Consider the following 13,346-nt stretch of genomic DNA (forward strand, 5'->3'; position numbering starts at 1 on the left):
TACGATACGCGCATTCGCCGCTTTATCACGCTGATAAGCATGATGGAGATCATCAGGAAATTTGAATGAAATTTAACGTGGCAGGATTTTCAGATATTTATCGGACTAAAGAGAAGGAAAGCGAGGAATAAAACCGGGCCATACTGAGGACGGCAGAAAGCAAACAGGCCCGAAATGGGCCCGTTAAATGCAGCAGAACGATTAGCTGGCGTGGCGCGTTTCGTGCGTGCGACGCCATGCAATCAGGTCTTCGATAGTCACCACTGGCATGTTGTGCTGGCGAGCGAAAGTAATCGCTTCGGGTGCATGAGCCATGCTGCCGTCATCGTTGGTCAGTTCGCACAGGACACCGGCAGGCTTGAAGCCGGCCAGCGTCACTAAATCGATAGTCGCTTCCGTATGTCCGCCACGTGTTAATACACCGCCTTCGCTGGCGCGCAACGGGAAAACATGGCCCGGGCGATGCAGGTCAGAAGGTTTGGCATTGTCGGCGATAGCTGTACGGATAGTGGTGATACGATCCTGAGCGGAGACACCCGTGGTGACGCCTTCTGCGGCTTCAATGGTCACAGTGAATCCGGTGCCAAAGGAGCTGGTGTTGTTCTCCACCATCATAGGCAGATCGAGCTGCTGGCGACGCGCTTCGGTCAGGCAGAGGCAGACGATGCCACTGCCGTGACGAATGGTCAGCGCCATCTGTTCAACCGTCATGGTTTCTGCGGCGAAGATCATGTCGCCTTCGTTTTCACGATTTTCATCGTCGAGTACCATCACACCGCGTCCCTCACGCAGGGCGGCGATAGCACGTTCTACACGCTGTTCAGGCGTGCCAAATTCAGAAAGTAGCGTCTGATTCATGGTAATAAAAACCTTAAAATGTATGGGTTACCAGAATCAGGGCGTGCTTAGGAGTGACGTCAAAAAGACGTGGCAATAACGTGAAGCAGACACAATTGTCCGACAGAAGTCGTTACCCTCTCCCATCCGGACTGTAACCGTCGGCCCCGGAATTACACCGGATCTGCTGACCTTTATCTCTCTTTTCATCAAGATAAAGCGCTCGCGGGCTTTCAGCCGAAGCTGATTTACCGCCGGTGGGGAATTGCGCCCCGCCCTGAGAATAAGCCTTTCAACTATAACGCCGATCGTTTGAAGCGGCAATCATCAATAGCGCAATTGCTTTTGCATTTCCTGCGTTACCGATTTGAGGTTTATCCTTTTCATTTCTGGCATTACACTTAACACTTATTACGTTGGTAAACACGCTGACACAGCTCCCGTAACCAGGAAATCATCATGATCGACACGAAAAAAATTGAACAACTTGCCCGTCAGGTTCACGAAGCTATGCCTAAAGGTGTTCGTGAGTTTGGTGATGATGTCGAGAAGAAAATTCGTCAGGTTCTTCAGGCGCAGCTGACCCGTATGGATCTGGTCAACCGTGAAGAGTTTGATGTGCAGACGCAGGTATTGCTGCGTACGCGTGAGAAACTGGCGGCGCTGGAACAACGTCTGGCCCAGCTGGAAAGTCAGGGTTCGTCAGCCGGTACGCCACCGACCGCAACGGCACCTGTCACCGCTTCTGCAGCAGTCACCCCTTCTGCCTCCGTAGCGAGTTCGCCAGCGGCGTCACCGGCATCGGTTGCCGACGTGGCGAAGCCTGTTGCGGACAATAAGCCAGAATAAGCGGTTTAGCGGGAGCCCGGCTCCCGCTTACTGCTCTGCTTCAGCTACCGCGAATGGTTTTAATAATGTTGGTGGTAGAGATACCGTCTTCGAAGTTCAGCACCTGCACGTCGCCGCCATTTGCCCAGACCTCTTTACTGCCCGCGATATCTTCCGGCTTGTAATCGCCACCTTTGACCAGCAGGTCCGGCAGAATCCCGGCAATCAGACGCTGCGGCGTATCCTCTTCAAATACCACCACCCAGTCGACCGCTTCCAGTGCGCCCAGCACGATCATCCGGTTTTCCTGTGGATTCACCGGGCGGCTTTCGCCTTTCAGACGTTTAGTTGACGCATCACTGTTCACCGCAACAATCAGTCGATCGCCAAGCTTACGGGCATTTGCCAGATAGGAGACATGGCCGGCATGCAAAATGTCGAATACGCCATTAGTCATCACCACTTTTTCACCGCGACGGCGGGCCATCTCAACGGCGGCTTTTAACTGCGCTTCCGTCATGATGCCAAAACCCTGTTCCGGGCGGGCGTGAATCGCATTTTCCAGCTCAACGGTGCTGACAGTCGACGTACCCAGTTTACCCACCACCACACCCGCCGCGGCATTAGCCAGGAAACAGGCTTCTTCCAGCGAGTCACCCGCAGCCAGCGCCGCAGCCAGCACGCCGATCACCGTGTCGCCGGCACCGGTCACGTCATAAACTTCCTGTGCCTGGGTCGGCAGATGCAGCGGTGCTTTGCCCGGCTGAAGCAGCGTCATGCCATTTTCGGAACGGGTCACCAGCAGCGCAGCGAGATCAAAATCTGCAATTAACTGCGCACCGCGCGCGACGATCTCTTCTTCGTTTTTGCATTTGCCGACCACGGCTTCAAATTCAGAGAGGTTCGGCGTCAGAAGCGTCGCGCCCCGGTAACGCGCAAAATCGGTGCCTTTCGGATCGATTAATACCGGCACGCCCGCTTCGCGCGCCAGCGTAATCATGGTCTGCACGCTGGAGAGCGCGCCTTTGGCGTAGTCGGACAGTACCAGCGCACCCGCTGCGGCCAGTGACTCACGCATTTTCTGATGAATCGGCGCCGGATCAACCTGATCAAATCCCTCTTCAAAATCGAGACGGATCAGCTGCTGATTGCGGGAAAGCACGCGCAGTTTGGTAATCGTCGGATGGCTTTTGATCGCCACAAAGTCACAATGAACGTTGACGTCTTTCAGCGTGTTACTCAACACGTGCGCCGCATCATCTTCACCGGTCAGGCCAATCAGGCGCGACGCGGCACCGAGTGCTGCAATGTTCATCGCTACGTTTGCCGCGCCGCCAGGGCGCTCTTCAACCGTGTCCACTTTCACCACCGGCACCGGCGCTTCAGGGGAGATACGGCTGGTTGGGCCATACCAGTAACGATCCAACATTACATCGCCTACAACCAGCACTGAGGCTTGGCCGAACGCGGGCAGAGTCACTTTCATTCCAGACACTCCAGACTGCATTAAAAATAGTGCGCGGATGATAGCACAGTTGCGATCTGTGCTATCAGCATCACGCCAGGATAGACGCAGGGGTTACCAGCCAGCGCTGCCAGCTGCTCATCACCGTCTGCCGTTCCGCTGCATACGCCTCAGGTTCTACATGACCCGGCAACTCCTGCAGGGCGCGATGGTGCAGTGCGTCGCGTAGCGTCACATAGGACTGCGTCAGCGCCTGCGCTTCATCTGTGGGCATTTTATGGTACTTCGCCATCAGCTCAAAAATGCGCACATTGTCAGACCAGCGCGTCAGTTCAGGCTGCTCAGCGGCGTAGCGTAAGACAAGATATTGGGCGATGAATTCAATATCGGTGATGCCGCCCGCGTCGGCTTTGATATCCCAGCGCCCTTTATGTTTGTTACTGAGATGAGTACGCATTTTTTCACGCATTTCGCGTACTTCGGTTTGCAGCGCATCCGCGGCGCGTGGCAGTGAGAGAATCGCCTGACGGATTACGTTAAAACGTTCACCCAGTGTCGCCTCGCCAAATACTACGCGCGCCCGGACCAGCGCCTGATGCTCCCAGGTCCAGGCCTCACTGCGCTGATACTCCTCAAAGGCCTCAAAGGTACTGACCAGCATGCCCGCCGCACCCGAAGGACGCAGCCGCGCATCGACTTCATAAAGAATGCCGGACGAAGTACGGGTACTGAAAAGATGCATAATGCGCTGGGCGAGGCGCAGATAGAACTGACGGCCATCAATGCTGCGCTCCCCTTCTGTTACCGCGTCAGCCGGACAGTCATGCAAAAAGACGAGATCCAGGTCGGAACTGTAACCGAGCTCCCAGCCACCCAGCTTGCCGTAGCCCAGCACCGCAAAGCCGCGCTCATGTTCATTACTCAGATGCGAAGGACGACCGTAGCGCTGTACCATCATATTCCACGCCTGGCGGACCACCGATTCGATAATCGCCTCTGCCAGCCAGGTAAGATGGTCGCTGACTTTCATCACGGGCAGCGTGCCAGCGATGTCAGCCGCAGCAATGCGCAAGTGTTGCGCCTGCTTAAACTGCCGCACGGCTTCCAGCTGCTGCTCCTCATCCTCAGTGGGGATGCGCAGCAGGTACTGACGCAGCTCATCGCGATAGGCGTCGGTGGCAGTCGGCTGATAGAGCGTGGCGGGATCGAGCAATTCATCCAGCAGCAAGGGGTGACGCGCAAGCTGGCTGGCCACCATCGGTGAGGCGGCGCACAGGCGAATCAGGTGACGCAGCGCACCGTGATATTCGGTCAGCAGCTCCAGATAGGTACTGCGGGTCAGCACGCCGATCAGCAGCGGTGTCAGGCGACTCAGCGTGACAGCCGCATCGTCACGCGGGCAGACTTCGCTCAGCAGTCGCGGCATCAATTGATCCAGCGCCTGACGACCACGCGGACCGATAGTGCGTCGGTTGATATCCTGACGAAACGCCTCCAGCGTCTGATGCAGCGTTAATCGCTGATCGTCGCTGAGCTGCGGGACCAGCGGCGCCAGCTCGCTATCCTCCAGCTGGTCCTGCCACAACACCTGAAATTCTGCCAGCTCACGCTGATCGCCAATGTCTGGAGTATCTTCACCAATCAGCTCGTCAAAGATGGCGCGTACCGCCGCCATCTGACCGTCGAGCCGCGTCATCAGAGCATCCCAGTCGACACAATCCATCGCCCATGCCAGACAGGCACGATGCAGTTCATCCTCTGGCAGCGTTTGGGTCTGCTCGTCGCCCAGGCTTTGCAGCAGATTCTCCAGCCGCCGCAGGAAGAGATAAGCGTCGCGAAGTGCATCGACCTGCTCAGCAGGAAGCAGGGCCAGATTTTTGATCGCCTCCAGCGTCGGCAACAGCGATCGCAGCTGAAGCGAGCGCTCTCGTCCGCCACGAATCAACTGGAACACCTGCACGATAAACTCGGTTTCACGGATGCCGCCCGCGCCCAGTTTGATATTGTTTTTCAGCCCACGTCGACGAACTTCGCGGCTGATCATCCCTTTCATGTTACGCAGGGACTGGATCACGCTGAAGTCGATGTAGCGCCGGTAAACAAAGGGCCGCAGCATCTGCTGGAGCTCCAGACTCCAGCGATCGTGGTCATCCCCCATCAGCCGTGCTTTGACCATGGCATAACGCTCCCAGTCGCGTCCCTGCTCCTGGTAATAATCTTCCAGCGCGGCAAAACTCATCACCAGCGGGCCGCTGTCGCCAAACGGACGGAGCCGCATATCTACCCGATAGACAAAGCCATCCATGGTGGGTTGATCCAGCACTTTGATCAGCCGCTGTCCCATGCGGGTAAAGAACTGGGCGTTGTCGAGCTCACGCCGTCCGCCGCGTGTGGTGCCGTTTTCCGGCCAGGCAAAAATCAGGTCGATATCAGAGGAGAAGTTGAGTTCGCCGCCGCCCAGCTTGCCCATGCCCAGAATCAGCAACGGTTGAGCATCACCCTCCGCATTACAGGGTGTACCAAAATCGCGACAGCAATCCTGATAGACCCAGTCACGCGCCCGGCTGATCAGCACTTCAGCTAAGACGCTGAGCTGCTGCAGGCTCTGTTCAGTGGTGGCATGCTGCAGAGCCTGCATCCAGGCAATACGCACCAGCATACGGCGGCGAAACAGCCGCAGTTCGCGCATCAGGCTCGCTTCGCTGTCGACTGCATTCAGCGCCTGATTCAGCCACGCAGAATAGTGTTGCCACTCTTCAGGCTGAGGCGGCTGGTCGAGCATCGTCTGCCACCAGTCGGGATGTTGTTGCAGGTTTTCCAGCACAAAATCGCTGAAAGCCAGTCCGGCGGCCTGCTCCAGACTGAGCGAATCCAGCGGAATCTCCAGCTGTCGGGCGGCCGCTTCGGCCTGGTCGCGTAGCAACGCGGGCAGTGCTGACAACATAACTCCCTCCTTGATGGCGTGACGGAATGTCCCTTAGCGGGCAGCACCGCTGGTGAGCCAGAACGGCTGCTGTTTCAGCGCCTGCATCGCCAGCCAGGCTAATCCGGACGTCTGTTTTTCGTGAATCGCTGACTGCAGTTGCTGCCAGGGATCGAGCCAGGCCATCACCGTTTCCACAGGATAAGAACCCGCCAGCAGGTGCACGGTCAGCAGCTGACGCGCCAGGCGGGTGGCTTTGTCCTGATACTCATTAGGCTGTTTTACCGTAATGAAGGTTTCTCTCAGATCGGCATTAACTCGGCTCAGCATGATATCGCTGAAGCGTTTAAATGACCCCTGAAGCTTGGCTTCTCCTTTAGCGTCGATCCACTGACGCCATTGCGATTCCGCCAGCCAGTGGGTCAGCGCAAGTTGCGTCTCAACAGAGAGGGAAGATAAGCAGAACGTGGTGGCTTCCTGCTCTTCATTCACCAGCGTCTCTTCCAGCGTAGTCAGCTGCTGACGCAGAGCGCTGCTGGCTTTACGCGGCACCAGCGCACCAAACAGACTGAACGCCTGACGCAGCAGATCCAGCGCTTCGCGCACTGCGTCCTGCGCCGCCGCGTTACCACGCAGCCAGACTTCTTCATGATATTGCCAGTGACGAAGTCCCGCCGACATTGAGGCGACCATGCCCTGCTCCACGGTCGCTTTCGCACCGGCTTTCAGCAGCGGGAATGCCTCAACCTGACGCGGTGGATTACCCTGAGCGAGCTGATAGCCACGGGCGGCTTTGCTCAGGCTGCCCATACGCAGACCGCCCAGCGCCACCAGCTGCTGCGCAAAGGCCAGCAAATCCTGGCGTTCACCCCGTTTCAGCTCTAATTCGATCTCGCACAACGGTTCGCTGAGCTCACCCGCCGTGACTTCGCCCTGATCAAATGCCACTTCAATTTCACTGTTGCCTGCGGTGATCAGCCAGACTTCACGCTGGAAATGGGTAGTGAACAGCGGCTGTAAGCGCGGCTGCAGCGCAGTGACATCGGTGCCCTGCGGCCAGATCTCTGCGGGCAGGCGCGCAATGTCGAGTACTGGCTCACTGAGTTCTACATTGTATTCCGGACGCTGATGCAGTCCGCCAAGCGTCTGCCCCGCGGCTTTCAGCGTCATTTCATAGCGCTGGTCAACGCCACGGATACGCAATCCCATGTCCCATCGTCGCAGCTGGTTGTCGTCGGTTTCGAAGTAGATATTGGTCAGCTCGCGAGCAGCCTGATGCTGATGCGGCAGAGTGGAGAGGAGTTCAGCCAGTTTCCCGGCTGCCTGTGGAGTTGCAATGAACTTTAGTTCGATTTCGATGGTCATAATTTTTTATTCACTACGCCGCTGGCACTTAAGAGGGTTTTTCCTGCATATTTCAGGCGATTATCAGCAGGTTACTCACGCTGTCGCTTGGAGGGCAAGGGGTTATCAGGCGAAGATTAATGCACAGAAGCCGCGCTGTCTCTGCTTTCTTTGCTCTTTCGCAGACCTTTTCGCACTCTCATGAGACCAGGATAGTTCTCATTCAGATTTATGCGAGGCCTCTCCAGACTGTGCCGGTAAATTTTAAGTCAGACTAAGCCAAACGAAATCGAATGAAAAAAATTACACTCGCTGGACTCACTTTGCTGGCCCTTAGCACCCTTGCACCTGCCCATGCCGACGAAAAACGTTATGTGTCTGATGAGCTTTCGACCTGGGTTCGTAGCGGGCCGGGCGATCAGTTCCGCCTGCTCGGTAAGCTGAATGCCGGGGAAGAAGTACAGTTGTTACAGACCAACAACGATACTCATTATGGCCAGATCCGTGATTCGGAAGGCCGCACCACCTGGATTCCTCTGTCTCAGCTCAGCGCAAATCCGAGCCTGCGCACTCGGGTGCCGCAGCTTGAGCAGCAAGTGAAGGATCTGACGGCCAAGCTGGATAATATCGACAACAGCTGGAACCAGCGCACCGCTGAGATGCAGAACAAAGTCGCCAGCAGCGACGGCGTAATTAATGGGCTGAAAGGCGAAAATCAGAAGCTCAAAAATGAGCTGATCGTCGCGCAAAAGAAAGTCAGCGCCGCCAACGTTCAGCTGGATGACAAACAGCGCACCATCATTATGCAGTGGTTTATGTATGGTGGCGGCGTGCTGGGTGTCGGCCTGCTGCTGGGACTGCTGCTGCCGCATATGTTGCCGCGCCGTAAGAAAAGCGATCGCTGGATGAACTGACCCCATTCTGTCGGGTTTTCGCGGGGGATCGCAGGATCCCCCTTTTGGCATGTCTGCAATCCGGGGAATCTGTGCAACAATAAAATGAGATGCACTGCTGATTTCAGGCGCGGGACGTGCCCGGCATGCAGATCATTTCTTTTTCTCTGGAGTTTTGCGTGAAGACGTTTCTTGTTGGCGGTGCGGTGCGTGATGCGCTGCTGAATCTGCCGGTTACAGACAAAGATTGGGTTGTCACTGGTTCCACACCCGAAGCCATGCTTGAGCAGGGTTATCAACAGGTCGGTCGTGATTTTCCCGTTTTCCTGCATCCCGTCAGTCGCGAAGAGTATGCACTGGCACGGACCGAGCGGAAAAACGGGAAAGGCTACACTGGATTTGTCACCTGGTCCGCGCCCGACGTGACGCTGGAGCAGGACTTGCAGCGCCGCGATCTCACCATCAATGCTATCGCGCAGGATGAAAACGGCGAGCTGGTTGATCCCTATAATGGCCAGCGTGACATTGCCCTGCGCCTGTTACGTCATGTCTCTGAAGCCTTCAGTGAAGATCCGCTGCGGGTATTGCGCGTCGCGCGCTTTGCTGCGCGTTTTGCTCATCTCAACTTTCGTATTGCCCCCGAAACCCAGCAACTCATGCAGCAGATGGCCGAAAGCGGCGAGCTGTCAAATCTCACTGCAGAACGCGTGTGGAAAGAGACGGAAAAAGCGCTGAGTTCCCGTAATCCTCAGGTCTATTTTCAGGTTCTGCGTGACTGCGGTGCGTTGCAGGTACTGTTTCCTGAACTGGATAATCTGTTTGGTATTCCTGCGCCGATTAAATGGCATCCGGAAATCGACACCGGTGTTCATACGCTAATGACACTGGCGATGGCAGCGGCCCTCTCCAGCGAGATCGATGTGCGCTTCGCCACATTGTTCCATGACGTCGGCAAGGCGCTGACGCCGCCTGAATTGTGGCCGAGCCACCACGGTCATGGACTGGCGGGCGTTCCACTGGTCGAGGCGCTGTGTCAGCGACTGCGGGTACCCAACGCGATTCGCGATCTGGCGTTAATCGTGACCGAATTCCACGACATTGTGCACACCATCGAACGGCAATCCCCGGCATCACTTGTGGCACTGTTTGATCGGATCGATGCCTGGCGTAAGCCGCAGCGCATTGAGCAGATGGCGCTGACCAGCGAAGCGGATGCACGTGGGCGGGCTGGACTGGAGAGCATGCCTTATCCGCAGGGCGACTATCTGCGTCATGCTTTTGCGCTGGCGCAGGCGGTGCCGACCAAAGCGGTCGTCGAAGCAGGGTTTAAAGGTGCAGAGGTGCGGGAAGAGATGACGCGGCGACGAATTGACGCCGTCGCGCAGGGTCTGGCGATCAGGCAGCCTGACTAGCAGGCTGCCCAGGGTTTACATAAAGATCATGTAAACCGCTGCCGCCACGATAAAGCGATAAATTGCGAACGAGACGAAAGAGATACGCTTAATCAGCTCAAGGAAGGCTTTGATCGCAATCAGCGCCACGATAAACGCCGTGACAAAGCCGACGGCGAACATCGGGAAATCCGCCATTGTCAGGAAACCGATGCTCTTGTACATGTCCAGCACGGTCGCACCCATCATCATTGGCACCGCCAGGATGAAGGAGAACTCTGACGCGGCATAACGGCTCACGCCCATCAGCATGCCACCCGAGATGGTTGCACCAGAACGTGAGAAGCCCGGCCACAGTGCTAAGCACTGGAAACAGCCAATCATGAACGCCTGACGATAGGTAATATCATCAACGCCGACGGCTTTCGGCTGTTTTGGCTTGAGGTACTCAGCAGCCAGCAGCAGAACGCCCCCCACCACCAGCGCGTACATCACGTTGATCGGGTTAAACAGCGTTTTAATCTGATCGTGCAGCACCAGACCCACGACCACCGCCGGCACCATACCCAGCAGGATGTGGATCAACGACAGACGGCCGGTGCCGACACCTTCATGTTTAACTTCGCCAAAGTGGATGCCGATCAGGCCAAACAGACGGCGCCAGAACATCACTACCACAGCCAGAATTGATCCTAACTGAATCACAACTTCAAAGGTCTCGGCTTTTTCACCTTCAAAGCCCAGCAGGTGACCCACTATAATCATGTGCCCTGTGGAAGAGACCGGTAAAAACTCGGTCAGCCCTTCCACAACGCCCAGGATTGCAGCTACCCAAAGCTGATGAATATCTGCCATCAAATGTTCCCTCTATCCGTTTCAAACCATTAAAAAGGCGGTAGCGCACTGCTATCGCCTGAAATTATGCCGCTATAAGCCTGAATTAAACCTTAAGGTCTACACCGTTTCGCCTGCTGTAACGAAACGGCACACGCTATGACAGACAGTAATTTGGTTTGGTTTCATTGTGATGGCAATCACATCGTATTTATTTAGGAATAGTCCCGCGCTCAATTCGCACGCCAACCTGCGCCGCCTGGGCTACAGCCCCCGGTTTGCTTACCTTTATACGCACGCCAGGCGAACTGAAACGGTTCATCAACAGATCCGCGATTTCTTCAGCAACCCGCTCAACCAGGGCAAAACGACCCCCGTTCAGATGCGTCAGGATCGCCGATGAGACATCCGCATAGCTCAGGCAATCTTTCACATCGTCGCTGCTGGCCGCCAGACGGTTATCCCAGGCCATTTCGACATCGAGCACCAGCTTCTGCTGTATGCCCTGTTCCCAGTCGTAAACGCCAATGGTGGTGAACACCGTGAGTTGTTCAATAAATACGATATCCATGATGAGGGTCTCTGTTTTTGGCTAAGCCGGATACCACTTCCGGCGGATTATGCGTATTATCCACGGTTGATGAGATCAAAACGACCCTAAAGGGAACGGTACGGTGTTATGAGTGCTTTCGCGCTTGGTATGATTATTTTCGCGTATCTTTGCGGCTCGATTTCCAGTGCGATTCTGGTTTGCAAACTCGCTGGCCTGCCCGATCCGCGCACACACGGTTCCGGGAATCCCGGTGCGACCAACGTACTGCGTCTGGGCGGCAAAGCCGCCGCAGCAACCGTATTAGTGTTTGATGTGCTGAAAGGGATGGTGCCGGTCTGGCTGGCCTATCTGATGCACGTCACGCCGCTTTATCTCGGCCTGACCGCCATTGCGGCCTGTCTGGGTCATATCTACCCGGTGTTCTTTCACTTTCGCGGCGGCAAAGGCGTGGCGACGGCATTCGGCGCGATAGCGCCAATTGGCTGGGACTTAACCGGGCTGGTTACCGGGACCTGGCTGTTAACGGTCTTACTCAGCGGCTATTCCTCGCTGGGTGCCATCGTCAGCGCCCTGATCGCGCCCTTTTATGTCTGGTGGTTCAAACCGCAGTTCACGTTCCCGGTCTCCATGCTCTCGTGTCTCATCCTGCTGCGTCATCACGACAATATTCAGCGGCTGTGGCGGGGTCAGGAAGGCAAGATCTGGAAGCGCAAAAAGAAATCTCAACCATAAAAAAAGCCGGCAAGCCGGCTTTTTTCACATCAGATGGCGGGCAGTTCCGCCAGCGGCCAGCGCGGTCGCACGCTGACGCTCAACTCGCCTCGGGTGCCGCCTTTTAACCGCACCATGCCCGCATACGCGATCATCGCACCGTTATCGGTACAGAACTCAGGACGGGCGTAGAACACCTCTCCGCCGCGCTTTTGCATCATGATCGCCATCTGCTCGCGCAGTGTGCGGTTAGCGCTGACACCGCCTGCAATCACCAGACGCTTAAAGCCTGTCTCATCCAGTGCACGCTTGCATTTGATCGACAGCGTATCGACGACTGCATCTTCAAACGCACGGGCGATATCAGCACGGGTCTGATCATCGTCAGGATTGCCGCGAATGGTATTCGCAGCAAAGGTTTTGAGGCCGGAGAAGCTGAAATCCAGGCCCGGACGGTCAGTCATCGGACGCGGGAAGGTAAAGCGTCCCGCTGTGCCCTGCTGCGCCATCTTCGACAGCATTGGCCCACCCGGATAATCCAGACCGAGCAGCTTCGCCGTCTTATCAAAGGCTTCACCCGCGGCATCATCGATCGATTCACCGAGCAGCACATATTCACCGACGCCAGTAACGCTAATCAGCTGAGTATGTCCGCCTGAGACCAGAAGGGCGACAAACGGAAATTCCGGTGGATTCTCTTCCAGCATCGGTGCCAGCAGATGACCTTCCATATGATGGACCGGCACCGCAGGCACTTTCCACGCAAATGCCAGGGCGCGACCAATGGTGGCACCGACCAGCAGCGCACCAACCAGTCCGGGACCCGCTGTGTAGGCTACGGCATCAATCTGCTGCGGCGCCAGACCGGCCTCTTTCAGTGCAGCCTGAATCAGCGGCACGGTTTTACGCACGTGATCACGTGAGGCCAGTTCCGGTACCACACCGCCATAATCGGCGTGCAGTTTTACCTGGCTGTAGAGCTGGTTAGCCAGTAATCCGGCCTCGTCATCATAAATAGCGATGCCAGTTTCATCGCACGACGTTTCAATACCCAGAATTCGCATTGCATCACCTCATTCTTGCGGCGCGCAGTTTATCACAGCAATTGGATGTGCAGCGCGGACATCCGGCGTAAAAAGTCATTTTCTGTCGGCTAAAGAGTGCGCTATACTCCCGCCCCTGGAAAAACCGGCAGCCGCACAGGCAAACGCTCCTGTTGGTTTCAAATTATCCTTGGTGCTTTACAAACCAACGCGAGTTGGAGTAAAATGCTGCACCATTTTGAAATGTGCTGGCGCCGCAGTCAGCAGCAAAAACCGAATTTTATCGAGGTGAGAGTTACATGCCGGTAATTAAAGTACGTGAAAACGAGCCATTTGACGTAGCACTGCGTCGCTTCAAGCGTTCATGCGAGAAAGCAGGCGTTCTGGCTGAAGTTCGTCGTCGTGAGTTCTATGAAAAACCGACTACCGAACGTAAGCGCGCTAAAGCGTCAGCAGTTAAGCGTCACGCCAAGAAACTGGCTCGCGAAAACGCACGCCGCACTCGTCTGTACTAAGTCGTTCCG

Annotated in this window: 12 protein-coding genes and 1 riboswitch; of the genes, 5 read left to right on the forward strand and 7 right to left on the reverse strand. The window is 56.1% G+C overall.

Going from position 1 to position 13,346, the window contains the following annotated elements; translation table 11 throughout:
- Nucleotides 1–201: 201 nt before the first annotated feature.
- The gene (gene ribB / locus P2R09_RS20770) at nucleotides 202–858 is read right to left on the reverse strand and encodes a 3,4-dihydroxy-2-butanone-4-phosphate synthase (RefSeq protein ID WP_003848447.1); all 657 of its coding nucleotides are present in this window, start codon (nucleotides 856–858) and stop codon (nucleotides 202–204) included.
- A gap of 110 nt (nucleotides 859–968) precedes the next feature.
- Nucleotides 969–1,126, reverse strand: a riboswitch (FMN riboswitch).
- A 170-nt stretch (nucleotides 1,127–1,296) separates the two neighbouring features.
- Here ribB and P2R09_RS20775 point away from each other — a divergent pair.
- The gene (locus tag P2R09_RS20775; protein WP_275772479.1) at nucleotides 1,297–1,686 is read left to right on the forward strand and encodes an accessory factor UbiK family protein; all 390 of its coding nucleotides are present in this window, start codon (nucleotides 1,297–1,299) and stop codon (nucleotides 1,684–1,686) included.
- 40 nt (nucleotides 1,687–1,726) lie between these two features.
- Here P2R09_RS20775 and hldE read toward each other — a convergent pair whose 3' ends face one another.
- From hldE to P2R09_RS20790, 3 genes are all read right to left on the reverse strand, one after another.
- The gene (gene hldE / locus P2R09_RS20780) at nucleotides 1,727–3,151 is read right to left on the reverse strand and encodes a bifunctional D-glycero-beta-D-manno-heptose-7-phosphate kinase/D-glycero-beta-D-manno-heptose 1-phosphate adenylyltransferase HldE (RefSeq protein WP_275772481.1); all 1,425 of its coding nucleotides are present in this window, start codon (nucleotides 3,149–3,151) and stop codon (nucleotides 1,727–1,729) included.
- Between the two features lie 70 nt (nucleotides 3,152–3,221).
- Nucleotides 3,222–6,074, reverse strand: a complete 2,853-nt coding sequence (gene glnE, locus P2R09_RS20785) for a bifunctional [glutamate--ammonia ligase]-adenylyl-L-tyrosine phosphorylase/[glutamate--ammonia-ligase] adenylyltransferase (protein WP_275772482.1) — start codon at nucleotides 6,072–6,074, stop codon at nucleotides 3,222–3,224.
- Nucleotides 6,075–6,107: 33 nt separating this feature from the next.
- A complete protein-coding gene (locus P2R09_RS20790; RefSeq protein ID WP_275772484.1) occupies nucleotides 6,108–7,418 on the reverse strand; it encodes an inorganic triphosphatase in 1,311 nt (436 codons plus the stop codon).
- Nucleotides 7,419–7,690: 272 nt separating this feature from the next.
- Here P2R09_RS20790 and P2R09_RS20795 point away from each other — a divergent pair, with 272 nt between their 5' ends.
- Nucleotides 7,691–8,311, forward strand: a complete 621-nt coding sequence (locus tag P2R09_RS20795) for a TIGR04211 family SH3 domain-containing protein (protein ID WP_008925741.1) — start codon at nucleotides 7,691–7,693, stop codon at nucleotides 8,309–8,311.
- 158 nt (nucleotides 8,312–8,469) lie between these two features.
- On the forward strand, nucleotides 8,470–9,702 hold the full coding sequence (locus tag P2R09_RS20800; protein WP_275772487.1) for a multifunctional CCA addition/repair protein: 1,233 nt from the start codon (nucleotides 8,470–8,472) through the stop codon (nucleotides 9,700–9,702).
- A 15-nt stretch (nucleotides 9,703–9,717) separates the two neighbouring features.
- Here the strand turns inward: P2R09_RS20800 and bacA are convergent, their stop codons facing one another.
- Nucleotides 9,718–10,536: an undecaprenyl-diphosphate phosphatase gene (bacA, locus tag P2R09_RS20805; protein ID WP_013359067.1), complete on the reverse strand. Its 819-nt coding sequence runs from the start codon at nucleotides 10,534–10,536 to the stop codon at nucleotides 9,718–9,720.
- A 190-nt stretch (nucleotides 10,537–10,726) separates the two neighbouring features.
- On the reverse strand, nucleotides 10,727–11,086 hold the full coding sequence (gene folB / locus P2R09_RS20810) for a bifunctional dihydroneopterin aldolase/7,8-dihydroneopterin epimerase (RefSeq protein WP_003848437.1): 360 nt from the start codon (nucleotides 11,084–11,086) through the stop codon (nucleotides 10,727–10,729).
- A 108-nt stretch (nucleotides 11,087–11,194) separates the two neighbouring features.
- On the opposite strand from folB, the gene plsY reads away from it, so the two are divergent.
- Nucleotides 11,195–11,800, forward strand: a complete 606-nt coding sequence (gene plsY / locus P2R09_RS20815; protein WP_003848436.1) for a glycerol-3-phosphate 1-O-acyltransferase PlsY — start codon at nucleotides 11,195–11,197, stop codon at nucleotides 11,798–11,800.
- A gap of 29 nt (nucleotides 11,801–11,829) precedes the next feature.
- On the opposite strand, the gene tsaD is transcribed toward plsY, so the two are convergent.
- A complete protein-coding gene (tsaD, locus tag P2R09_RS20820; protein ID WP_275772490.1) occupies nucleotides 11,830–12,843 on the reverse strand; it encodes a tRNA (adenosine(37)-N6)-threonylcarbamoyltransferase complex transferase subunit TsaD in 1,014 nt (337 codons plus the stop codon).
- 278 nt (nucleotides 12,844–13,121) lie between these two features.
- Between tsaD and rpsU the strand changes: the two genes are divergently transcribed.
- Entirely contained in the window at nucleotides 13,122–13,337 is a 216-nt protein-coding gene (rpsU, locus tag P2R09_RS20825) for a 30S ribosomal protein S21 (protein WP_001144069.1), read from the forward strand.
- The last annotated feature ends 9 nt before the right edge of the window (nucleotides 13,338–13,346 follow it).

It is taken from the genome of Pantoea sp. Cr_R13 (assembly GCF_029222565.1).
Taxonomy (GTDB): Bacteria; Pseudomonadota; Gammaproteobacteria; order Enterobacterales; family Enterobacteriaceae; genus Pantoea; species Pantoea eucalypti.